Below are 23,037 nucleotides of genomic sequence, written 5' to 3'. Positions count from 1 at the left end.
ATCAATAGTCTGCCGTATATCTTCCGTTAAATCGCAAAAGCTCCTTCCGGAAAAATCCGGGTTTCTTAACAAAACAGATCAGGATCAGCTTTGAACGTTCGAAACCTGAGAAGCTGTATCTTCTGAAAGATGATTGCCTGCATTGGTCATATTCGGCTCATAAGGAAGTAAAATCCTGAAGATGGTTCCTTTGCCAATTTCAGAACTTTTGACATACAGCTTTCCGTTATGATAGTTTTCAACAATTCTTTTGGCCAGCGTCAGGCCTAAACCCCAGCCTCTTTTTTTCGTACTGAAACCTGCATTGAAAACTTTGCTAAGGTTTTTCTTGCTAATTCCTTTACCAGTATCCGAAAAATCCAATGCAATCTGCTTATTCCTGCTCTCTTTCATTGTAATAGTAAGGCTGCCTATTCCACCCATCGCATCTACAGCATTTTTACAGATATTTTCTATCACCCATTCAAACAGATATTTATTGATCCTTACTGTCTGGTGACCATCGGACAGGTTATTCTGAATACTGATATGTACTTTTGAAGAAATTCTTTTCTGGAGATAATTCATAAATACTTCAACAGTTTCAAAAATATTTTCATCTTTCAGCACCGGCACAGACCCGATATTTGAGAAACGTGTGGTAATCGTATCCAGGCGCTGTACATCTTTCTCTATTTCCCTGACAATTTCCTCATCAAAACGGGGATCTGTTTTAAAATACTCGACCCAGGCCGTAAGTGAAGAAAGCGGGGTTCCTAACTGATGAGCCGTCTCCTTTGCCAGCCCTACCCACACACGATTCTGTTCTGCTTTTCGTGAAGAACTCAACCATAAATATGCTGCCAGAAAGAAAATCACTACCACAAGTAACTGCACCAAAGGATAATACCTCAACTGGTTAAGCAACTTGGAATCACCATAATAGATATAATCATTCTGGCCCAAACCATTGTCAAATACAATCGTTCCGTGATCTCCGCTAATCATATCTGACAATTCTTTTTGTAAAAAAGCCTGTTCTTCTTTAGCATTCAATCCGGGAGGTATTTCGATATTTCTGGAAATTAAGGCACCTCCATGGCTTTTATGAATGGCCGGAACCGAATTATTGGCATTTGATTGAATAATCTGAGAGACTAAAGAACCTGTACTCTGGTCCATTTCCATCATCAGGTTATCTTTTAAAGCCTCAGCATACAACTGAATCTGCTGCTTTTCCCTTTCCTCAATCCGGCTTACAATACGGTCGGTGTAATACAGTGAGAAAGCAATTACAATTACTCCTCCTATCAAAAAGGCGATTTTCAGCCAGTTTGTTCTGTTATATATATCTACGTTAAGAATCATTAAGAAGCTTTATATTAAATCTGGATTCCGGTATTTAAATACAATTTCACAAAAAAATCATTTTATCAACTCCGTAAAAATCTGATTTTTTGGTAAATTGTACAAATATAGAAATAACGTTAAAACATAACGGAAATTTAAAAAAATTGAACTGAACACCTACCTGTAATTCTGACCCCTCCCCATTAAAAATATATAAGAAAAGGTATTGCAAGACATTTTTTCAAATCTATAAACAACATTTGACATGCAAATTGAACCTTCAAAATCAGCCCTCGTATTGATTGAATTTCAAAATGACTTCACTACCGAAGGGGGAGTACTTCATAACGGTGTAAAGGGAGTAATGGAAGCCAATAATATGCTTGCCAATACTGTGGAAGTGGTAAAAGCCGCCCGGGAAGCAGGAATTACGATAGTATTTGTGCCAATCACCTTTTCAAATGATTATCATGAACTTACCCCTAATCCTTATGGTATTTTAAAAGGCGTAGTGGATAATCATGCTTTTAAAAAAGATACCTGGGGTGCTGAAATCGTAAAAGTCCTTACCCCCGAACCTCAGGATATCATTATAGAAGGAAAAAGAGGATTATGTGGCTTTGCCAGTACCAATCTTGATTTTATTCTGAGAAGCAGAGGTTTTCAAAACGTTATATTAGGAGGTTTCCTTACCAATTGCTGTGTGGAATCAACCATGAGAACGGCTTATGAAAAAGGTTATAATGTCATTACCCTGACAGACTGCACGGCAACACTCAGCCAGGAAGAACAAGATGTTGCCACCAGTAAAGACTTTGCCATGTTCTCACATCCCATGAATCATTCAGCATTCATTGAGCTGATCTCCGTCGAGGCATAGGACCATACGCTATTGAAAATCAATCATTTCTTTATAGTTTTTTGCAAATAATATTAATCAGAGTACCAAAAGTGAGCATTCCGGTTTCATAAAATCTGGATGTTCACTTTTTTATTGCCGTAAAAACTCCCGTATACCATCCGTCCAACCATCCTTTTTTTACCGTTTATCAGTAAAAATAAAAAATATTTCAAATAGTACTATGCAATACAAAGTACTATTTATATATTTGTTTCATCAATTTGCAAGGAGTATCGGCTGACCGGCAAATTGTTTACAGGACAACTCTCACAGCTAAATGGAATATTATGGACTTGGAAAATGCCAAAGTGCAGATGCGAAAGGGAATTTTAGAATTTTGTATTCTGCACATCATCTCACGAGGGGAAGTCTACGCTTCTGATATGCTGGAGGAACTTACCTCCGCTAAAATCATGGTAGTAGAAGGAACTCTTTATCCATTGCTCACCCGGCTAAAAAATTCGGGTTTGCTCGATTACAAATGGGTAGAATCAACATCCGGACCTCCCAGAAAATATTATGTGTTGACAGACGACGGAAAGACCTTCCTTGACCAGCTTAAAGAAACATGGATTGAACTACAAAGCTCTGTAAACCAAATAACTAAAGAAAATGAGAACAAAGAGTAAGTGAATTGTCATGGAAAACTAAATTCTGGATTACCTATTCAAAACACTCATTCACTTATTCAAAACTCAAATTAAGACAATGAAAAAGACTATTTCTATCAATATAGCTGGCATCGTTTTTTACATCGAAGAAGACGGGTATGAAAAACTAAGTGCCTACCTGAAAGCAATTCAAAAGTATTTTTCTGCTTATGAAGGTTCTAAGGAAATTGTTGAAGACATCGAAAGCAGAATTGCAGAAAAATTCTGGGACAAGCAGAAGAAGGAAGACAAACAGGCTATTTCACTGGATGACGTCAATGAACTGATTCATTCAATGGGTTCTGTAGCAGATTTTCAGGCTTTGGAAGAAGAAGAAGATCTGGCAAAAATGTCAGGACAAAAGGCAAAAACTGAAAGTGCCGGATTTACCACTTCGTCTGAAAAAGCCAAAGAAAAGCCGGGAACTTCAGAAATACCTAATGAGCAGACACAGATTCCTCTGCCTCATAAAAGGTTATACCGTGATGTAAAACGAAAACTTCTGGGTGGAGTTTGTGCAGGAATTGCACATTATCTCAATTTTGATCCTATCTGGGTAAGATTGTTCTTCCTGATCTTCCTGTTCGTCGGATCTCCTGTAACAAACAGCCCTTTAAGTGCCTTTCCACTGGTATTGTATATTGCATTCTGGGTAGCTTTCCCGGCAAATGCAACCCTGGAAGAAGATGATAAAGTGAAAAAATTCTACAGAAATCCCGAAGGAAAAGTGCTCGGCGGAGTGGTAAACGGTGTAGCCTCATACACAGGCTGGGATTTAGGAATGCTTCGCTTTCTTTTCGTATTGAGTATCGTGTTTTTCGGAACCGGTATTGTGGCTTATGTGGTATTATGGGCTATTTCTCCTGAGGCTAAAACCCTCACTGACAGAATGCAGATGACAGGTGAGCCTATTACGCTTGAAAACATTGAAACCAATATTAAAAGAAGCCTGAACCTAGAAGGAAAGCAGGAAGACAGTCTGTCTAAGATTCTCTTATTTCCTTTCAGAGCTATGGCAGAGGTTTTCAAGGCATTTACACCTTTGGCTAAATTCTTTCTGACTGCGCTCAGAATATTTGCAGGATTTATCATGGTGTCAACTGCACTTGGCATACTGTTCAGCTTATTTGTAGCACTTTTTGCAGGGGTAGCCGCGCTTGAATCAGCTCCGGTTTTTATCTTTCATGACATTCCTTTTGGTGTATTCGCGAAAGATTTTTCATCATGGTCAATTCTGGCTCTGTTTCTGGCATGTGCTGCACCGACAGTTGCGGTAGGCCTGGGAGGTATTTCATTGATTGTTAAGAGAAATCTGTTTGTTCCGCTGGTCTGGCAAAGTCTTTTCGGTGTTTTCTTCATCGGAAGTATCATATGCTTATTCGAAGGAACAAGATATGCAGCCAACTTCAGTACAGATCAAAGCATCGAAAAAACGGTAAACTATACTACCGGAAACTCCATCCCGCTTTTTGATATTGAAGACTACCAGAATAATTTCAACCTCCGACCTTCCCTTGAACTGGAAGGATATGACGGAGAAGCTTTACAGGTTCAGCAGGTTTTCAAAGCTGAAGGCCAAAATAAAGTAGATGCTGAGAGAAATGCTCAAACAATTTCTTATGGCATTATTCAAAAAGACTCTGTTATTAAATTTGATAATATTATTGAGTTGAAAGAACATGCTTTTTTCCGTGACCAAAGACTGAGAATGAAGCTCTTTATTCCTTATGAGAAACCTTTCAGCATGACAGAAGAATTCGCCCGTTTCGTGGAAAACACTTTCGATAATGGCTATTTTGATCATTCTGAAGGAGATTTATTCAAAGGATCTCTCTGGAAAATTACTAAAAACGGAGACATTGTTTGCCTGAACCGTAAACCGGTTATCAGAGATGAAAACGGAAATAATGAAGACAATGCACAGGACTTCCCTGCCGGAGATTTTATTAAATATTTTGATAAAAACAGCTTCAAATTTGTAAAAATCGAGGGCAAGGATGGCGCAGTATGTGATGTTCATATCAGACAAGGTGACCACTACAGTGTTAAGGCAGGTGGTTTCAGGGAAAATATGAACGACATAGAGGCTGAAGTCAAAGATGGAACGCTTTATCTCAAAAATATTTCAGGGGTTGCAAAAGTAATTATTACTATGCCTGAATTACGGGGTATTAACATCAACACTTCAGGTAACTCAAATATCGAAAACTTTAATGTCAATAAACTGGAAGTATTACTGGCTAATAACCAGGTCCTGACGTTAAACGGAAGATGGGAAAATATTAAAGCCAAACTGGCTAACTCTTCGGAATTGAAGGCATTTGATTCAGAAATCGTCAATGCAGACATTGAAGTTAATCAGAATGCTACGGCCAAAGTGAATGTTCTTGAAGAACTAAAGGCAAAAGCTGCTGATTCCGGTACTGTTTTATACAAAGGTTCTGCCTCTGTAACGAAATCTACCACAAACTCCGGTTCTGTAAAAGAAGTTGATCATTCTAACGAATAAAAACAAAATTGTCCGTTTATGAACGAAACCTGTATCATAAACGGACAGTCTTATCTCTAAATCTTAAAAACAACCTGTTGTCTTTCAGTCAATTATCATTTTGGCATAAATTTTACGATACTTTTGGCAGACTTTCAATCTTAAACATTCCAAGGTGGTAATTTTTAAGATTCATGAAACCAGAAGCCATGTATTTTCCGGAAATTCTGAAAATAAAATGTATTTCATGCAACGTATCCGAAAGTTTTATCATCTTATTCCAAAACGAAAATTTCACTAAATCAAAACAAACTTATGCAAACTCGTTCACTGCTCCGTAATTCTTTAATTCTAACTGCTCTTTTGTTTGCCAGCCTTGTTAGTAACGCACAATACAAAAAAGAACTTTCTCTTTCTAACTTTACCAAGCTGGATTTTTCAAGTGCTTTTTCTCTTGAAGTTACCAGAGGCAACTCTTTCAAAGTTTCTGTTGATGCCGAACGTCAGGAAGACCTCGACGATCTTGATGTAAAAGTAAACGGCTCTACCTTGGTAGCAAAATATAAAAGTGGAATCGGGTGGCGTAAAAACCGTAAAAATGTTCATTTTACAGTAGTGATGCCAAACTTAAAGGCGGTTGATTTATCCGGGGCAACCAGATCAAAAATCGCCGGATTCAATGATTTGGAAGAATTGACATTGAAACTTTCAGGTGCTTCAAATTCAGATATTAGTCTTAGTGCCGACAAAGTAACAATGGATGTATCCGGCGCTTCAAAATTAAAAATGACAGGAAAAGCCTCTAAACTTAACCTGGATGCCTCTGGTGCAAGTGATATCAATTGTTATGGTTTCACAGCCCGTGACGCAGACGTTGATGCCTCAGGAGCAAGCAGTGTAAAAATAAGCGCTCAGCAGACTCTTAATGTGGAAGCAAGCGGTGCTTCATCTGTACGCTATCAGGGAAATCCTTCATTAAGAAAAAGCTCATCAGGAGCTTCTTCCGTAAGGGCTGACTAATTTAAAAAACAGAACCGGGTTTGAATATATTCCCGGTTCTCTTTTTTAAAGTTTCTCCCCTACTCTTACCGCCAAAGCCAAAGTATTTTCAGCCGGAGGAACCGGGCAGGTGAATTTGTGATTATAGGCGCAATAAGGCAGGTAACAAAGATTAAAATCGATAAGGATTTTTCTGTCTTTTACCTCATCAATATTCAAATCAAGATAACGACCTCCTCCATAAGTTTCAGATTTATTAGTCTCGTCTCTGAAAGGAAGAAATAAGCCGCCTTCTTCATTTTTATAGATTTTTAAAGCACATTTTTTGCCTTCCAGTTCAAAAGTTGCATTGGCATATGCCTCAAATTCAACTGTTTCTCCTCCAGTCATCTGAATCCTGATTTTCTGATTGCTCACCAGCAAATCAAGTGTTGCTTCCACTTTAAATTCAGGGTCAATTGCATAATAATTTAATCCTTTGAATTTGGTTTTATCTTCGATCGGAGAATCTTTATCATGCTCAAGCAACTCATCTTTGTCGAGACGGATTTTCTGAATACCTTTCTCATAAGTTTCTTTTTCACCCGACTGAGATTTTATTTTCGCCGCCTCATTTTCAGAATTAATCTGAAACAAAGAGAAAACAGCGATTACCACAACTGCTGCCAGAATAAATATTTTAAAATTGAATTTCATTGGATTATGATTTTTTAAATAATACCGGTTCTTATTGAAATACTAGTAATTTTTATCAGAGTCTGATTCTTTTATCGTAAAATTGTCCCAAAATTTCCCTGCAAAAGCAATTCCATTCAATAAAATTTTCAGGGCAACCAAGTTTACCTTTAATTTGTTGAGAAATTAGTTCTGAGAAAGAACGTTTTCAGAATTACCCTCAAAATTAGTAAAATTAACTATCTAAAACCCGAAACTTTCATAGCCAAAATGTTCACAGGAATTGTAGAAGCCCTCGGAGAAGTCGTTGACATCACACGTGAAGGAACCAATATTACTTTCAAATTACGCTGTCCGTTTACCAATGAATTAAAAATAGACCAGAGTCTTTCGCATAATGGTGTATGCCTGACGGTCATTGATATTTCAGACAATACTTATTCTGTTACTGCCATTGATGAAACTTTGCAAAAAACAAATCTGGGTAAATTACAAATCGGGACAAAAGTAAATCTCGAACGCTGCATGGCAGCCAATGGCCGTTTTGACGGGCATATTGTTCAGGGGCATGTTGATCAGACTGGCATTTGTACCAATATTCAGCCACAGAATGGCTCCTGGCTTTTTGATTTTAAATACTCACCTGATAGTCATAATGTTACAGTTGAAAAAGGCTCAATATGTATTAACGGAACCAGCCTTACTGTTTTTAATTCTGAGCCTGACGCTTTCAGAGTTGCCATCATTCCTTACACTTATGAGAATACTATTTTCCATGCACTCAAAATCGGGGATGAAGTAAACCTTGAATTTGACATTGTAGGAAAGTATATAAAAAGAATGATGAATTTATAAATTTGAGGTCGTCTTTGCTGCTAACCTCCGGATGGTTCAAAAAAGGTAATCTTGTTTCAATTTTCATGAAAGCCCTTTAAACATCATTTTGTCAAAACATTTATAATGAAGAAGCTCCTTTTCGTATTTTTATTTTCTGCCGGCAATCTTTTTGCGCAGAAAGATATACATATTATTCCTGAGCCTGTAAGTCTGACCCGAAATCCCGGGGTATTTTCACTCACACCGGATGTCAGAATTTCGATTTCTGCTACCAATCCGGATCTGGTAAGACTAGGCAGATTTCTTTCGGAAACACTTGAAAAACCTACAGGTTATAAAATTGCAGTTTCTGATGAAAAACTCATTAAGACCAAAAGAATCATTGAATTAAAAATAGACCAGACCACCTTTAAAGTTATCGGGCAGGAAGAAGGTTATTCACTTGAGGTCAGTCCTCAAAAAGTTACGGTAAAGGCCCATACACCTGCTGGTATTTTTTATGGAATTCAGAGCATTTTACAGCTTCTTCCCAAAGAAATCGAAGCTAATTCCCCTCAAAAAGTTTCCTGGAAAATTCCCGGTGTAAGTATCAGCGATTATCCGAGATTTGGATGGAGAGGTGCTATGCTGGATGTAAGCAGGCATTTTTTCCCGAAGGAATATGTCAAGAAGTTTATTGACCAGTTAGCCCGTTACAAGATGAATACTTTTCACTGGCATCTTACTGACGACCAGGGCTGGCGGATAGAAATTAAAAGTTATCCCAGACTTACTTCAATCGGAGCCTGGCGTGTGCCCAGGGTTGGAAACTGGTGGGACAGAGAACCCGCGCAACCCGAAGAAGCTGCCACTTACGGCGGTTTTTATACCCAGGAAGATATCCGGGAAATTGTAAAATATGCTCAGGAAAGAAATATACAGATCCTTCCTGAAATAGACGTTCCCGGGCACAGCATGGCCATTCTCGCTGCTTATCCCGAATTTTCCTGTGAAGGCGGAACATTTCAGGTAAATGCAGGTTCTAAATTTTATAAAGAAACAGAAAATGCATTATGTCCTTCCAATGAAAAGGTTTACGAATTTCTGGATAAGGTTTTTGAGGAAATCGCAGAACTTTTCCCGCATCCTTATATCCACATGGGAGGTGATGAATGTTATCGTGGTTTCTGGGAAAAATCTGCGGCCTGTCAGAATCTGATGAAAAGAGAGCATCTCAAATCCAGCGAAGAACTCCAGAGCTATTTTGTAAAAAAAGTAGAGAAAATCATTCAATCCAAAGGTAAAAAACTAATCGGCTGGGATGAAATTCTGGAAGGAGGTTTAGCTCCGGATGCCACAGTAATGTCATGGAGAGGAACAAAAGGCGGAATTGAAGCTGCCAGACAAGGTCATAAAGTTATCATGACTCCCTCTGAATATGTTTATCTGGATCTCTATCAGGGTGATCCGGCGGCAGAGCCTGTTACTTATGGAATGTGCCGTTTAAAGAAATCCTATAGTTTTGAGCCGGTTCCCGGAGGAGTAAATGAAGAATTGGTTCTGGGAGGTCAGGGAAATTTATGGACAGAATCCGTGCCTAATACCCGCCATCTTGAATATATGCTTTATCCAAGACTGCTTGCCCTTTCTGAAGTGTACTGGTCTCAGAAAAGTAACAAAAACTGGAATCACTTTGTAGAAAAGGTAGAGAACCACTTTGAAAGACTGGACGAAGCTGAAATCAATTATTCAAGAAGTGCATTTGATGCGATTATCAGGACACTGAAGGATGAAAATGACAACATCAAAATCGATATGAGTACTGAAGTGGAAGGGTTGGATATTCACTATACTTTTGACGGTACAAATCCCGATTCATTTTACCCTAAATATCAGGGAAGAGCGCTGGATATCCCTAAAAATGCAACCGTTCTCAAAGCTGTAACCTACCACAATGGCAAACGAACTGGTAAAATCATTACGCTCACCATGCAGGAATTAAGAGACCGGGTGGGGAAATATCAGTTTGTTACCCAGTATGTTGATGAATAAATAAATTTTTGAGCGCAAAATACAGTATGAAAAAAGCGAAAGGTTCAGGGAATTTCTCTGAACCTTTCGCTTTTAAAACATGCTGTTTGTCTAAAACAAAAATTTATTTAAAATTATTTCCAGAAACCTTTTGCGATAAGGTATGGAATAATCAGCCAGAGCAAGCCTTTTATCAGAAAGAATAAAAAGCCCGCCCATCCCAGTCGTTTGAGCCAGGATTTAAATTTTGATGGTTGACTGGTTTGATTTTCTTCCATGTAAGAGCTTTTAGAGATAACGTAAAGTTATTGAGTATTCTTCTCTTTATTAAGCTCCGGATGTTCTTTTTTTCTTCCTAATGTCTTAAGATCTTTCGCAATTTCAGATTTAATACGAAATGGAAATAAACGAAGACCCAGCTGATAATATGACCCGTTGAAATTATCACTCACCCCAACTTCCTCTACAATCTGTCTGTATCCTGCAGCTGCCGAAATACCAACATCTTCAGATAATTTCACCAGAAAGGAAACTCCGCCTGAAGCCGGGAAAAACCAGTTCTCTGTTTTTAAAATTTTATCTTTTTTATTGATTACAGGAATAACTTCTCCGGAAAAATAATCTGTTTGAATTTTTTCACTGTATCCCGTTCCGATTTCAAATATTATTCCAATATCAAGCCATTTAGAGCGATAAAAGTTATATTGGATACTTGGAGTAATATAATAAAGCTTGGTAGTCGCCTCTACCAGATAAAGCGCCTTTTTGTCTTTGTAAAGAATCGTGGCTCCGGGTGCTGAATCCTTAATTAACTGATTAAATGGTACAAAATAGGCATTTGGGGTAACAGCATTCACAAAATAAGCTCCTACTCCGAATCTGATTCTTTTATTATAGGTCCAGCCTACGTTTAATCCGTTTATCGTAATAGGAAAATCAGGCTGCCCCAGAAATGACTTTCTCTGATCTATCTGTATATCCAGTAATGCCTTCCGGTTCCGGCGAATGGTTACACTGTCTTTTTCTTTTGCCGGTTCAGGAGGATTTCCGGAGACAATCTGCCCGGAAGTACTACCGAATTTCAGCAAAATAAAGGAAAGCAGAAGTATTTTTCTCAACAATAACGTATCCATTTAACATGATTTGAAGATACCTTTAAGACAACAATTCATCAATAGCCTTTTTTACCTTTTCAAAACCAAATCTTCCCTGAACTTCATCCATCATAGCAGTAATCTGATCATTACAAAGATTTCCTATACTTCCTTCATGCGAATGTGCCAGATCCCGGTTGGCAGCATAAGTGTCAGAATTAATTTCGTTTCCGATAATTTTATATGCTTCTCTGAAAGGAACACCCTCCAATACCAGCTGATTAACCCTTTCTACTGAAAACAAAAGGTCATATTTAGGATCTTCCAGGATACCTTCTTTTACCTGAATATTTGAAAGCATAAAATGCGTAATATCGAGGCAATTTAATATTTCATCAAAAGCAGGCATCAGTACTTCTTTAAGCAATTGCATTTCACGATGATATCCTGAAGGCAAATTACTCAAAACCAGCATAATTTCATTTGGCAGACCTTTCAATCTGTTTGTTTTTCCACGCAGCAATTCCGCTACATCCGGATTCTTTTTATGCGGCATAATCGAACTTCCGGTTGTCATTTCATCCGGTAATTTGATAAACCCGAAATTCTGTGAATTATATAAACAAATATCCATTGCCATTCTTGAGAGCGTTGAGGCAATCTGAGCAATGGCTGTTACGGCAAAAAGCTCTGTTTTTCCTCTCGACATTTGTGCATAAACCACATTATAATGCAGATTATCAAAGCCCAGTAACCGGGTTGTTAAGGTACGGTTCAACGGAAAAGAAGACCCGTATCCTGCTCCTGATCCCAAAGGGTTCTTGTTCGCCAGACGATAAGCTGTCTGAAGCATTTCTGTATCATCTATCAGACTTTCTGCATAAGCCCCAAACCATAACCCGAAAGAAGATGGCATGGCAATCTGCAAATGTGTATAACCTGGCAATAAAACATCCTTATGGGTATTACTCAGCGTAATCAATAATTCAAACAAATGATTTACAGCCTCAGTCACTTCCTGTAATTTTGCTCTGGTAAAGAGCTTAAGATCAACCAGAACCTGGTCGTTTCTTGACCTGCCTGAATGTATTTTCTTTCCGGCCTCGCCTAACTTACGGGTCAGCATCAGTTCTACCTGCGAGTGAACATCTTCTATTCCTTCTTCAATTTCAAAGTCTCCGGATTGGATTTCAGCATAAATGTTCTTTAATTCCGCCAAAAGCTCCTTCAATTCCTCTTTTTCCAGCAAACCTACGCTTTCCAGCATAGTGGTATGTGCCATTGAACCCAAAACATCATATTCTGCCAGAAGAACATCAAACTCAGGATCACGTCCTACTGTAAATTTTTCAATTTTATCGTTTATTGAATAATTATCTTTTTGCCAAAGTTTTGCCACTTTTCAAATGTTTTAAAGATGTAATGCAGAAAATATCTGCCAAAAACTAATTATTTATCTCATTCAGAATCAGCCGGTTATTACTTTTCCAAGCATTTTGATATAAAGATCTATACCTTCTTCTATTTCAGAAAGATAAATAAATTCATCAGCTGTATGAGAACGTTCTGAATGTCCGGGTCCTAACTTCAGCGACTGACAGGAAAGAACCGCCTGGTCTGAAGTTGTCGGAGAACCGTAAGTTGTTCTTCCTAATTCCAATCCGGCTTTTACAATATCATGGTCTTCAGAAATAGAAGAAGGCTTCAGCCGGATTGATCTTGCTGCAATCTCAGATTCTGTATGCTTATCAATTACCTCAAAAACTTCTTCCAGAGAATATTGTTCAGTTACGCGGCAATCAATTGTAAAAGAACAGGCATCCGGAACCACATTATGTTGTTTGCCGGCATTAATAATGGTAACAGACATTTTTACAGGTCCTAAAACCGGAGAAACTTTCGGGAAACTATAATTCTGAATCCAGTTAATATCCCGGATAGCTTTGTAAATGGCATTATCTCCTTCCTCTCTCGCAGCATGGCCTGACTTCCCATGCGCTACACAATCCAGTACCATGAGTCCTTTTTCGGCAATTGCCAGATGCATCTGTGTCGGTTCACCTACAATCGCAAAATCTATTTCCGGTAAATCATTTTCCTTCAGCAACAATTCCAGCCCATTTACGCCTGAAATTTCTTCCTCGGCAGAAGCAACGATAAGCAGATTAAATTTAAGATCATTGCGATAGTAAAAATAACAAAATGTTGCCAAAAGACTCACCAGACATCCTCCGGCATCATTACTGCCCAAACCATAAAGTTTTCCATCCCGAATAAGCGGTTCAAACGGGTTCAGCGTCCATGAAGGATTTGGTTTGACCGTATCATGATGGGAGTTTAACAAAACAGTAGGTAAAGCAGAGTTAAAATGCTGATTCCTTGCCCAGACATTATTTATTTTTCTTCTGAAAGGAATATTCTGTTCTCTGAAAAACTCCTCCAAAATATCTCCTGTCTGGTTTTCTTCTCTGCTGAAAGATTGTGTGGAAATGAGTTTTTTTAATAACTCAACAGCATTCTGAGTAAGTTGTTGTTGTAGGGTCATATTCGTTAGCCGGCATTTTGCCAAAAGCTATTAGATTCAAAATCAATTGATTAAATTTTACGGATACAGTTTAATTCACAGCCCTGGTTTATTGTCTTCACGCTCTTGTCTCTTTACCCTTCAATACGTAAATCATTGTTTATGAGCCCAGTTTGTCAGCCTTTCAGATAAATCCATAATATCATCTTTTCTGGCAAGCTGCGCAATCCATTCCTGAGGAATTGCATCAAAACCATAATAAAGTCCTGCAAATCCTCCTGTCAGACAGCCTGTAGTATCAGAATCATCCCCCAGATTAACTGCTTTCAGAACCGCCTCACTATAACTGTCTGTGGTTAAAAAAGCCCATAAACTTGCTTCAAGCGTATGTAAGGAATATCCGGATGAATAAATTTCAGATTCGTGAACCTGTGTTATGTTATCGTAAAAAATTCTGATAAAAAGCTCTTTTTCTGATGCCGGAATATGAATGGTATTAATGTAGTCCCTGACCGTATTCTGGGTATCAAGATAAGCTTTGGCTTTTTCAAGGCCTTTATATAAGTTAATGGAAAGTTCCACAGCAAAAAAGCAGGCAATTTGCGACCTGATATGAGCATGCGTAATTCCGGAAACTTCCTGAATGATTTTAAAGCGATGTTCAATACTTTTATTTTTCAGGTAAAAAACCAAAGGTAAAATCCGCATCAGAGAACCGTTTCCATTAGAATACTCTCCTTTTTCTCCTGATTCAGCTGGATGTGTTCCTTTGAGAAGACGATCCAGGGCATTCTTTGTGGAAATACCAATATCAAACACCTCACCCCTGGCTGACCAGTAATTTTGTGTGTACCATTTACAGATTTTCTCCGATAAATGTTCCAGATTATACCCTTCAATAATTTGCTCTGTCAGGCAGAAAGTTAAGGAAGTATCATCAGACCAGGTTCCTGCTAACTGGCAGTGTGTTCCCATTGATCTCATATCTACAACCGGAGAACGTTTGAGGAACGAACGGCTCATAAATTCTACCGGAACGCCTAAAGCGTCGCCAATGGTAGTTCCGAATAAAAATCCTTTGATGTGTTCTTTCATTTTCCTCCTGACAAATACAATTTGCCGGTTATTTTAAGACAAAACCAACTTCGTCCCCGCTATTCCTTCACTGACAGCTTGTTTTACTTCAGCTGCATGACAAATAATTACCTGTGATACACCTTCAGAAAGAGCTTTAAAGGCATTATCAAGCTTTGGAATCATGCCTTTAAAAATAGCCCCGGAGGCTTTATATTGTTCATAAAGTGAAGGTATTAATGTCGAAATAACCGAATCATCATCTTCAGGATTTGACAATACACCTTTCTTTTCGAAACAATAAACCAGATTTACCTCAAATTCCTCTGCCATTGCCACTGCGACCGCCTGAGCCTGGGTATCAGCATTGGTATTAAGCATATTACCGTCGCGGTCAAATGTCAAAGGTGCAAAAACAGGGGTAAGTCCCTGTCCCAGCATTCCGGCAATCTGCCCGGAATCTACCTTTTCAATATCTCCGACGAAACCATAATCAATCTCTTTTACCGGTCTTTTTCTTGATAAAATCACGCCGCCGTCGGCTCCCGTCAAGCCAATTGCATTGGTATTAAAACTTTGCAGTTGTGCTACAAGGCTCTTGTTTACCAATCCACCATACACCATTGTTACTACATCCAGCATAGGTTTATCAGTAATTCTTCTGCCATCAACCATCAGTGTTTCAATCCCCAGCTTTTCGGCAATATTTGTCGCAATCTTCCCTCCTCCGTGTACAAGTATTTTTGGGCCTTCAATTTGGGAGAAATCCTGCAAAAAACTCCTGCAAAACTCCTGATTATCAATCACATTTCCCCCGATTTTCACTACGGTAAGTTTCATTAATTTTTATTTATAACAGATTTCAGGAAAAAAGGAATGATATACCGCCTTTTGGCTGATTATATCCTGAAAAGGCAGTTTCTACTTTCCGGCATTCTTCTCTGAAACTATCAGTTTTTCTTAAAACAAATATGGGCTTTCCTTTCTATTCAATCCCATCAGCATTTCTTTGAGAACAACCTGAGCTGCCCAAACACGGTTTCCTGCCTGTGGAATTACAATAGAATGGTCTGAATCAAGCACGGCATCTTCTACCACTACATTTCTTCTTACCGGTAAACAATGCATAAATTTGGCATTATCAGTCAGTTTCATTTTATCCATAGTAACCATCCAGGCCGGATCCTGATTCAGAATCTGACCGTAATGGGTATATGAAGACCAGTTTTTGGCATAAATAAAATCAGCTCCTTCAAAAGCCTCATTCTGGTTATGCGTTATTTTAGCATTTCCTGAAAATTCAGGGGCTAATTCATACCCTTCAGGATGCGTAATTACAAAATCAACATCAGCTACATTCATCCATTCTGAAAAAGAATTCGGAACACATTGCGGTAAAGCTTTGACATGAGGCGCCCAGGTAAGTACAACTTTCGGGCGGGCTTTTGTCTTATATTCACTGATCGTAATCAAATCGGTGAGCGATTGCAAAGGATGACGGGTTGCTGATTCCAGGCTTATAATCGGGCGTCCTGTATATTTAACAAACTGATTCATAACCTTTTCTGAATAATCCGCTTCACGGTCAGTCAGAGAAGGAAAACTTCTTACTCCGACAATATCGCAATACTGGCCGACAACAGCAGCAGCTTCTTTTACGTGTTCAGCTTTGTCAGAGTTCATAATTACACCCTCTTCCATTTCCAGTTGCCACGAATCAGCGCCAACATTCATAACAATCACTTCCATGCCCAGGTTTTGCGCCGCCCTTTGAGTACTTAATCGGGTTCTCAAACTAGAATTGAAGAAAAGCAAACCTATTGTGCGGTTTTTGCCCAAATGCTTGTCTGCGAATGGCGTTTTTTTAAACAACAAAGCGTTTCTAACCAAAACGTCTAAGTTGTAGACCTCTTTGACCGAGAGAAAGTGATTCATGACTTTTTATTAATTGTAAAATGGTTCATCTGAAAATGAAGAAGAAATCTGTCATTTTTCAAAAACATAAGTGCAAAATTACTTAATATGTTAAAAAGGCTATTGAATTTTATAAAAAACCTTTCGAAAAGTTAACAGATAGTGAATCAGGAGAATAATTTAACCGACATTTCAGGCGTAAAAAATAATTTTTAAAGTTTCAGGTTTAACATCCGAAATAATTTGAAGGGTAATTTTCTCATTATTCATCCTTCAAATACAGCCGACCAAAAGACAGGAAAATAGGATAATTCTAAAATTCCGGGGAAAAAAAAATCGGCATGCCCAAAAGAGCTTGCCGATTCTATATCACTAACACACCAAAATACAGTTCAAAAGCAGCTGGCTCTAGTGAAAGTTTTCCCGTCGAAATTCTTTCCCCACACCGCCTTGAATCTAAATTTTATACATATAAAACTGTTTTTGATTTAAAAAGTCACACGACTAATAAAAAAAAACATCTTTTTCTTTAAATAATTATCAAACATCAATAAAATACATTTCGCTCATCGCTTTTCAGATACTTAACAATAGAAAACTAACAAAAAACTCAATAAATAACAACCCTAAAATTACCCTTTTTCCTATGTATTTCCCTAATATCTATGGCTTCTATTTACAATTAAGATAAACATATATTTATAATAATAGTATGCTTGCATAATATTATTTTTTATTTGTATTTTTACAAGACGTTTTTTAACCGATCTAAGGTTCGGTTAAATCAGGACTCAAACAGTTTCAGCAGAAAATTCTCAGAACCATGGCAAAGCAATATTCGAGAAGAAATCTTGATTTCTTATTAAAGGAAGTTATTCAGGTTGATCAACTTATCAAATATCCTTATTTTCAGGATTATACACCTGATATGTTTGATATGGTATTGGATACCGCGGAAGAAATTGCGGACAAAATTTTGCGTCCCTCTTACATCGACTCCGACCGGAAACAGCCAGAACTTATTAACGGGAAAACAAAAGTTCATCCTGCTGTAAAGGATTATGTCAAAGCTATGGGAGATTCCGGTATGATCGGAGCCATTTTTCCTTATGAAGACGGAGGACAACAATTACCGACCGTAATAGGTGCCGCCAATGAGTTCATCAGAGGAGCTGCACATAATTCATTTGTGATGTTTACTGGTCTTACCACCGGAACAGCGCATCTCATTCTTTCCTTTGGTTCAGAAAAGTTGAAAGAAACTTTTGCTTCCCGAATGATTACCGGAGAATGGTCAGGAACCATGTGTCTGACTGAACCACAGGCAGGAAGCTCTCTTTCTGATGTAGTAACAACCGCCTCTCCTCAGGCTGACGGTTCCTTTAAGATAAAAGGTCAGAAGGTTTTCATTTCAGCAGGAGACCATGATGTTACCGGTAACATTATTAACCTGGTTCTGGCAAGAATTGATGGCGCTCCGCTCGGCACAAAAGGCATTTCTCTTTTTGTGGTACCAAAATACAGAGCAGACGATCAGGGGAATTTCAGCATTGACAATGATGTTGTTTCCACCGGAATTTATCATAAAATGGGGCAAAAAGCCACTCCGGCTATGCACCTCACTTTCGGAGACAAAGATGATTCTGTAGGCTATCTTGTAGGAGAACCTCATAAAGGTTTACAATACATGTTCCAGATGATGAATGAAGCGCGTTTAGGTGTGGGTATGGGAGCAACTTATATCGCCTCCTCAGCCTATTATGCTTCTCTGGAATATGCGAAAGAACGACCTCAGGGAAGAAGACTGAATAACCGCAATCTGGAAGAGGAACAAACGTTCATCATTAATCATCCCGATGTAAAAAGAATGCTTTTGTCTCAGAAAGCAATGGTAGAAGGATGCCTGGGACTATTACTGGAATGTTATTTCTGGGAAGATATGATCCACGCTAGCGGAGCCAAATCTGAAGAAGGGCAAAGATACCAGATGCTTTTAGATCTGCTTACAACGGTTGCCAAAACCTATCCAGCGGAATCAGGCATTAAATCTGTCAATGAAGGCCTGCAGGTTTTCGGAGGCTATGGCTATACCGAAGATTTCCCTTTGGAACAAATGGCCAGAGATGTAAGAATTATGTCGATTTATGAAGGAACCACAGGAATCCATTCACTTAATTTATTAGGCCGGGGCATTACTTTTCAGGGTGGCAAAGCTCCTCAGTTGCTTTTTGCCGAAATGATCGGAACTATTAAGGAGGCTCAAACCCACGACGATCTTGTTCCATATGCAGAAAAACTGGAAAAAGAGTTAGGAAGATTACAGAAGGTTACCATGCATTTGCTGGGTATTGCTGAGAAAGGCGACAATGAGGTCTTTTTATCAGATGCTAACTTATATATGGAGTTCTTTGGGATTGTAACTGTTGCCTGGCAATGGCTGAAGCAGGGAATTGTTGCCAAAACCGCATTGGTTACTAAAAATCCGACGGGAGACGAACTGGCTTTTTATGAATCTAAAATCCATACAATGAAGTTTTATTTTCATTATGAACTGGTGAAAACACTCAGTTTATCAGTACGTCTTACTGATCCTGAAGTACTGACTATTTCTAATGAAATGCAACCTGCTATCTGAGAAAAGAAACCGGCAGGGAATAAAAGATACACGCTTACACTTTCATTGAACAAACAAGAATCCCTACCTTTTGGTTGGGATTTTTTTTATAGTATTTTTGTTACCATAATTATGGAAAAAAAGGATTTTGAATTAATCATAATCGGAGGTGGTCCTATCGGGCTGGCCTGCGGTTTAGAAGCCCAAAAAGCAGGATTGGATTATGTTATTTTAGAGAAAGGCTGTTTAGTCAATTCTTTATACAATTATCCGATCAATATGACATTTTTCAGTACCTCTGAACGACTTGAGATTGGTAATGTACCCTTTGTTTCAAACAATGCCAAACCTACACGCTCCGAGGCATTGGAATATTACCGGAGGGTAGCTATTCACCAAAAACTACAGGTAAATCTATTTGAAGAAGTAACAGGTATAAAATCTCTGCCCGGAGAAAATTGGCAATCCTATCTGGTTCAGACTTTAAAAACTGAATATACTGCTAAAAATATAGTAATTGCGACAGGTTTTTATGACATACCTTTCAATATGAATGTGCCCGGAGAAAGTCTTCCCAAAGTAACACATTATTATAAAGACCCTCATTTTTACGCTTTCCAGAAAGTATTGGTAGTTGGTGCCAATAATTCTTCAGTAGATGCAGCTCTTGAAACATGGAGAAAGGGCTCTGACGTAACGATGGTGATAAGAGGCAGTGAGATCGGCCGAAGAGTAAAGTACTGGGCCAAACCGGATATCGAAAACCGCATCAAAGAAGGATCGATAAAAGCCTTTTTTAATTCAGAAATAACCGAAATACGGGAAAATGAGGTAGATATCAAAACCCCGGAAGGAATTATAACTATTTCGAACGACTATGTCATTGCCATGACCGGTTATCAGCCTGATCTGGATTTTCTCAGAAAATCGGGGGTTTCTCTGGCAGAAGACGAAATAATGAAACCAACTTATAGTGAAGAAACACAAGAAACAAATCTGGAGAACGTTTATCTTGCAGGTGTAATCTGCGGCGGAATGGATACACATTCACTCTTTATTGAAAATTCCAGGGTACATGCTGAGAAAATCATTCAGCACATTCTTCTTAAGAAACAATATTAAAATCAACAACTAAATATGGGTTCTAGCCCTTTTCGAAATCACTAACTAAATCAACATGAAAAAACTCCTTTTAGGTTTTGCTGCTTTATTGACAATCTCTGAATCTCAGGCACAAACAAAATCAAATTACAGTCAGTACGATTTATTTAATCCATTATTTAATTATGGAAATCCATCACCCTCACGCAGTGGCAGTGGTGCTCCGGGTGCAGCTTACTGGCAAAATGCAGCTGATTACAAAATCAATGTAAGTCTGGACGACGAGAAAAACGAAGTATCAGGAGATGTGGAGATTACTTATAAAAATTTCTCTCCGGATAAATTACCGTTCCTATGGCTTCAGTTAGATCAGAATCAATTTAATTCAAAATCCCGCGGGGGTGCTACAACTTCTGTTCTGGGCGGACGTTTCGGAAATACGGGTTTTGAGGGAGGTTATGATATTAAATCTGTTACAGTTGATGGTAAAAACGTTGATTTCTATGTAACAGATACCAGAATGCAGCTCAAGCTTTCTCAGCCTTTGCCAGAAAAAACAGGAATTGCTAAAATCAAAATTGTCTATTCATTTAAAATTCCCAAATATGGCTCTGACAGAATGGGTTATAAAGAAACGACAAATGGCGTAATTTATGAAATGGCACAATGGTATCCCCGTGTTTGCGTGTATGATGACATTGAAGGCTGGAATGTTTTGCCTTATCTTGGAGCGGGAGAATTTTATCTCGAATACGGAAATTTTGAATATACTGTCAATGTCCCTGCTTCTCACATAGTAGTAGGTTCCGGAGAATTGCTTAATCAACCTGAAGTATATACAGCAGAACAGGTAAAAAGATTTGCCCAGGCTGCCAACAGCGATAAAACAGTTATTATCAGAAGTAAAGACGAAGTAACTGATCCGAATTCAAGACCGAAAAAAGAAGGAAGACTGACCTGGAAATTCCGTTGTCAAAATGCCCGTGATGTTGCCTTTGCCACTTCGAAGGCTTTTATCATTGATGCAGCAAAAATCAATTTACCAAGCGGGAAAAAATCATTGGCTATGTCTGCGTATCCTGCTGAATCAGATGGACAAAAAGCATGGGGCCGTTCTACGGAATATGTAAAAGGAGCAATCGAATACTATTCTAAATGGCTTTATGAATATACTTATCCTGTAGCAACCAATGTAGCCGGCATTGTCAGCGGAATGGAATATCCGGGAATCGTATTCTGCGGATCCGGAGATCAGACCGATGCCCTTTGGGGAGTGACAGACCATGAGTTTGGTCATAACTGGTTCCCGATGATTGTAGGAAGTAATGAGCGTAAATTTGCCTGGATGGATGAAGGTTTTAATACATTTATCAATTTCTATTCGACCGATAATTTCAATTCCGGAGAGTACAAAGGCGGTAAAATGGATATGCATCAAATGGCCAAACAACTTTTCCGTGAATCTGCTGAGCCGATTATGAATATTCCTGATGCAATTCAGGCAAACGGTCTGGGATATGAAGCTTATTATAAACCAGGTGTCGGCCTTAAATTACTTCGTGAACAGATTTTAGGACCCGAGCGTTTTGACTATGCTTTCAGAACCTATATCAATCGCTGGGCATTTAAACATCCAACCCCATATGATTTTTTCAAAACCATTGAAGATGCAGCAGGTGAGGATTTAGGATGGTTCTGGAAAGGGTGGTTCTATGAAACCTGGAAACTTGATCAATCTGTGAAAGATGTTGTTTACATTGAACAGGATCCTTCAAAAGGTGCATTAATTACTATCGAAAACCTTGAAAAACTTGCCATGCCTGTAACGGTAGATGTAGAGTATGTCGGTGGCAATAAAGAAAGAGTCTCTCTTCCGGTAGAAATATGGCAAAGAGGTGCTTCCTGGACATTCAAAGTGAATTCAACAAGTCCGATTAAATCTGTAAGCATTGACCCGGATCATGTTCTTCCTGACATCAATTCCAAGAATAATACCTGGAAACCTTTGAATTACAAGGCGCCAAAATCGAATTAATCTCAGAAAAAGTCTCAACGGGAAACCGGATAGAATTAAGGAATTCTTATCCGGTTCTCTTTTTCATATTACCTCCTCATAATCTGATTATCCTTTTTCTTTAATGAACAACACAGATTGGTTATCTATCGCAAAACGCCTGCAGGCACTCGCTCAGGCAGGACTGGCTTATTCTCAAAGTGGATATGACCTGGAACGTTATCAGGAAATCTCTGAGATAAGTGTTGATATTCTTCACAGACTTACCGAAGAACCTATTGAAAAAATCGCACCTTTATTTACGGAGAGATTCGGCTATCAAACCCCGAAATCAGATATTCGTGCTGTTATTTTCAATGATGACCATAAGATTTTAATGGTTAAAGAGAAAATTGATGGTCGCTGGGCTCTGCCCGGAGGCTGGGCTGATATAGGACATACTCCTTCAGAAGTGGCTGTGAAAGAAGTGATGGAAGAAACGGGTCTTGAAGTAACAGTTGAAAGATTACTGGCTGTTTTAGATAAAAAGTGTCATCCGCATCCGCCGGAACCATGGTATGTTTATAAATTCTTTGTTCTTTGCAAAAAAACCGGTGGAGAAATCTCCCGGGAAACAAACGAGACCAGTGAGATTGCCTATTTTGGTCTGGAAGAGCTCCCTCCTCTTTCTGAAGTCAGAAATACTTTTTCTCAGCTTGAATTAATGTTTGAATTTCATAAAAATCCTGCAAAAGAAGTTATTCTGGATTAAAGGAATAAAAATACACTCAAAAAAGGGTTGAAATTGATGGGGTTCCGCAATTTCAACCCTTT

Annotated in this window: 19 protein-coding genes; 10 read left to right on the top strand and 9 right to left on the bottom strand. The window is 38.6% G+C overall.

Translation table 11 applies throughout. The features are described 5' to 3' along the window. Window positions 1–84: 84 nt before the first annotated feature. Complete coding sequence (locus tag BM179_RS23145; protein WP_092019552.1) at window positions 85–1,347, bottom strand: sensor histidine kinase; 1,263 nt, start codon at window positions 1,345–1,347, stop codon at window positions 85–87. Window positions 1,348–1,594: 247 nt separating this feature from the next. Between BM179_RS23145 and BM179_RS23140 the strand changes: the two genes are divergently transcribed. The 4 genes from BM179_RS23140 (at window position 1,595) to BM179_RS23125 (ending at window position 6,388) form a co-directional block, all read left to right on the top strand. Beyond that, the gene (locus BM179_RS23140) at window positions 1,595–2,209 is read left to right on the top strand and encodes a cysteine hydrolase family protein (RefSeq protein WP_229633020.1); all 615 of its coding nucleotides are present in this window, start codon (window positions 1,595–1,597) and stop codon (window positions 2,207–2,209) included. Between the two features lie 308 nt (window positions 2,210–2,517). Beyond that, on the top strand, window positions 2,518–2,859 hold the full coding sequence (locus tag BM179_RS23135; RefSeq protein ID WP_092019551.1) for a PadR family transcriptional regulator: 342 nt from the start codon (window positions 2,518–2,520) through the stop codon (window positions 2,857–2,859). 79 nt (window positions 2,860–2,938) lie between these two features. Continuing rightward, window positions 2,939–5,389 carry a PspC domain-containing protein gene (locus BM179_RS23130; protein ID WP_092019550.1) on the top strand — a complete coding sequence of 817 codons (2,451 nt, stop codon included), beginning with the start codon at window positions 2,939–2,941 and terminating at the stop codon, window positions 5,387–5,389. Window positions 5,390–5,683: 294 nt separating this feature from the next. Beyond that, on the top strand, window positions 5,684–6,388 hold the full coding sequence (locus BM179_RS23125) for a head GIN domain-containing protein (protein WP_092019549.1): 705 nt from the start codon (window positions 5,684–5,686) through the stop codon (window positions 6,386–6,388). A gap of 45 nt (window positions 6,389–6,433) precedes the next feature. Here BM179_RS23125 and BM179_RS23120 read toward each other — a convergent pair whose 3' ends face one another. Then, on the bottom strand, window positions 6,434–7,063 hold the full coding sequence (locus tag BM179_RS23120) for a DUF1684 domain-containing protein (RefSeq protein ID WP_092019548.1): 630 nt from the start codon (window positions 7,061–7,063) through the stop codon (window positions 6,434–6,436). A 249-nt stretch (window positions 7,064–7,312) separates the two neighbouring features. Between BM179_RS23120 and BM179_RS23115 the strand changes: the two genes are divergently transcribed. Beyond that, entirely contained in the window at window positions 7,313–7,897 is a 585-nt protein-coding gene (locus tag BM179_RS23115) for a riboflavin synthase (RefSeq protein WP_092019547.1), read from the top strand. Window positions 7,898–8,002: 105 nt separating this feature from the next. After that, window positions 8,003–9,910, top strand: coding sequence for a beta-N-acetylhexosaminidase (locus BM179_RS23110; protein ID WP_092019546.1), 1,908 nt, complete (start codon window positions 8,003–8,005; stop codon window positions 9,908–9,910). A gap of 113 nt (window positions 9,911–10,023) precedes the next feature. On the opposite strand, the gene BM179_RS25455 is transcribed toward BM179_RS23110, so the two are convergent. The 7 genes from BM179_RS25455 to BM179_RS23080 all read right to left on the bottom strand — a co-directional run bounded on the left by BM179_RS25455 (window position 10,024) and on the right by BM179_RS23080 (window position 16,516). Next, window positions 10,024–10,167, bottom strand: coding sequence for a hypothetical protein (locus tag BM179_RS25455; RefSeq protein WP_177219497.1), 144 nt, complete (start codon window positions 10,165–10,167; stop codon window positions 10,024–10,026). Between the two features lie 27 nt (window positions 10,168–10,194). Next, window positions 10,195–11,022, bottom strand: coding sequence for a hypothetical protein (locus tag BM179_RS23105; RefSeq protein WP_092019545.1), 828 nt, complete (start codon window positions 11,020–11,022; stop codon window positions 10,195–10,197). A gap of 22 nt (window positions 11,023–11,044) precedes the next feature. Further along, complete coding sequence (gene argH, locus BM179_RS23100) at window positions 11,045–12,382, bottom strand: argininosuccinate lyase (protein ID WP_092019544.1); 1,338 nt, start codon at window positions 12,380–12,382, stop codon at window positions 11,045–11,047. Window positions 12,383–12,451: 69 nt separating this feature from the next. Further along, window positions 12,452–13,528 (bottom strand): M20 family metallo-hydrolase, encoded by a 1,077-nt coding sequence (locus BM179_RS23095; RefSeq protein WP_092019543.1) that lies wholly within the window; start codon window positions 13,526–13,528, stop codon window positions 12,452–12,454. Between the two features lie 132 nt (window positions 13,529–13,660). Next, window positions 13,661–14,602 carry an ADP-ribosylglycohydrolase family protein gene (locus BM179_RS23090; protein WP_092019542.1) on the bottom strand — a complete coding sequence of 314 codons (942 nt, stop codon included), beginning with the start codon at window positions 14,600–14,602 and terminating at the stop codon, window positions 13,661–13,663. Window positions 14,603–14,635: 33 nt separating this feature from the next. Beyond that, window positions 14,636–15,421, bottom strand: coding sequence for an acetylglutamate kinase (argB, locus tag BM179_RS23085; protein ID WP_092019541.1), 786 nt, complete (start codon window positions 15,419–15,421; stop codon window positions 14,636–14,638). Between the two features lie 120 nt (window positions 15,422–15,541). Beyond that, a complete protein-coding gene (locus tag BM179_RS23080; RefSeq protein ID WP_092019540.1) occupies window positions 15,542–16,516 on the bottom strand; it encodes an N-acetylornithine carbamoyltransferase in 975 nt (324 codons plus the stop codon). An 802-nt stretch (window positions 16,517–17,318) separates the two neighbouring features. On the opposite strand from BM179_RS23080, the gene BM179_RS23075 reads away from it, so the two are divergent. From BM179_RS23075 to BM179_RS23060, 4 genes are all read left to right on the top strand, one after another. After that, window positions 17,319–19,130, top strand: a complete 1,812-nt coding sequence (locus BM179_RS23075; RefSeq protein ID WP_092019539.1) for an acyl-CoA dehydrogenase — start codon at window positions 17,319–17,321, stop codon at window positions 19,128–19,130. Window positions 19,131–19,241: 111 nt separating this feature from the next. After that, window positions 19,242–20,231, top strand: coding sequence for a YpdA family putative bacillithiol disulfide reductase (locus BM179_RS23070; protein ID WP_092019538.1), 990 nt, complete (start codon window positions 19,242–19,244; stop codon window positions 20,229–20,231). Window positions 20,232–20,286: 55 nt separating this feature from the next. Then, on the top strand, window positions 20,287–22,245 hold the full coding sequence (locus tag BM179_RS23065; RefSeq protein ID WP_092019537.1) for a M1 family metallopeptidase: 1,959 nt from the start codon (window positions 20,287–20,289) through the stop codon (window positions 22,243–22,245). A 103-nt stretch (window positions 22,246–22,348) separates the two neighbouring features. Then, window positions 22,349–22,975, top strand: a complete 627-nt coding sequence (locus BM179_RS23060; protein ID WP_092019536.1) for an NUDIX hydrolase — start codon at window positions 22,349–22,351, stop codon at window positions 22,973–22,975. Window positions 22,976–23,037: the final 62 nt, after the last annotated feature.

The sequence above is a fragment of the Pseudarcicella hirudinis genome (assembly GCF_900115665.1).
GTDB classification, from domain to species: domain Bacteria; phylum Bacteroidota; class Bacteroidia; order Cytophagales; family Spirosomataceae; genus Pseudarcicella; species Pseudarcicella hirudinis.
The sequence above is the reverse complement of the archived record's forward strand: the minus strand, read 5'-3'. Positions and strand labels throughout refer to the sequence as shown.

What these genes read in the sequence shown, in the direction of transcription:
- BM179_RS23145 (WP_092019552.1), bottom strand. Translation starts at nt 1,347, where the DNA reads ATGATTCTTAACGTAGATATATATAACAGAACAAACTGGCTGAAAATC.
- BM179_RS23140 (WP_229633020.1), top strand. Translation starts at nt 1,595, where the DNA reads ATGCAAATTGAACCTTCAAAATCAGCCCTCGTATTGATTGAATTTCAA.
- BM179_RS23135 (WP_092019551.1), top strand. Translation starts at nt 2,518, where the DNA reads ATGGACTTGGAAAATGCCAAAGTGCAGATGCGAAAGGGAATTTTAGAA.
- BM179_RS23130 (WP_092019550.1), top strand. Translation starts at nt 2,939, where the DNA reads ATGAAAAAGACTATTTCTATCAATATAGCTGGCATCGTTTTTTACATC.
- BM179_RS23125 (WP_092019549.1), top strand. Translation starts at nt 5,684, where the DNA reads ATGCAAACTCGTTCACTGCTCCGTAATTCTTTAATTCTAACTGCTCTT.
- BM179_RS23120 (WP_092019548.1), bottom strand. Translation starts at nt 7,063, where the DNA reads ATGAAATTCAATTTTAAAATATTTATTCTGGCAGCAGTTGTGGTAATC.
- BM179_RS23115 (WP_092019547.1), top strand. Translation starts at nt 7,313, where the DNA reads ATGTTCACAGGAATTGTAGAAGCCCTCGGAGAAGTCGTTGACATCACA.
- BM179_RS23110 (WP_092019546.1), top strand. Translation starts at nt 8,003, where the DNA reads ATGAAGAAGCTCCTTTTCGTATTTTTATTTTCTGCCGGCAATCTTTTT.
- BM179_RS25455 (WP_177219497.1), bottom strand. Translation starts at nt 10,167, where the DNA reads ATGGAAGAAAATCAAACCAGTCAACCATCAAAATTTAAATCCTGGCTC.
- BM179_RS23105 (WP_092019545.1), bottom strand. Translation starts at nt 11,022, where the DNA reads ATGGATACGTTATTGTTGAGAAAAATACTTCTGCTTTCCTTTATTTTG.
- BM179_RS23095 (WP_092019543.1), bottom strand. Translation starts at nt 13,528, where the DNA reads ATGACCCTACAACAACAACTTACTCAGAATGCTGTTGAGTTATTAAAA.
- BM179_RS23090 (WP_092019542.1), bottom strand. Translation starts at nt 14,602, where the DNA reads ATGAAAGAACACATCAAAGGATTTTTATTCGGAACTACCATTGGCGAC.
- argB (WP_092019541.1), bottom strand. Translation starts at nt 15,421, where the DNA reads ATGAAACTTACCGTAGTGAAAATCGGGGGAAATGTGATTGATAATCAG.
- BM179_RS23080 (WP_092019540.1), bottom strand. Translation starts at nt 16,516, where the DNA reads ATGAATCACTTTCTCTCGGTCAAAGAGGTCTACAACTTAGACGTTTTG.
- BM179_RS23075 (WP_092019539.1), top strand. Translation starts at nt 17,319, where the DNA reads ATGGCAAAGCAATATTCGAGAAGAAATCTTGATTTCTTATTAAAGGAA.
- BM179_RS23070 (WP_092019538.1), top strand. Translation starts at nt 19,242, where the DNA reads ATGGAAAAAAAGGATTTTGAATTAATCATAATCGGAGGTGGTCCTATC.
- BM179_RS23065 (WP_092019537.1), top strand. Translation starts at nt 20,287, where the DNA reads ATGAAAAAACTCCTTTTAGGTTTTGCTGCTTTATTGACAATCTCTGAA.
- BM179_RS23060 (WP_092019536.1), top strand. Translation starts at nt 22,349, where the DNA reads ATGAACAACACAGATTGGTTATCTATCGCAAAACGCCTGCAGGCACTC.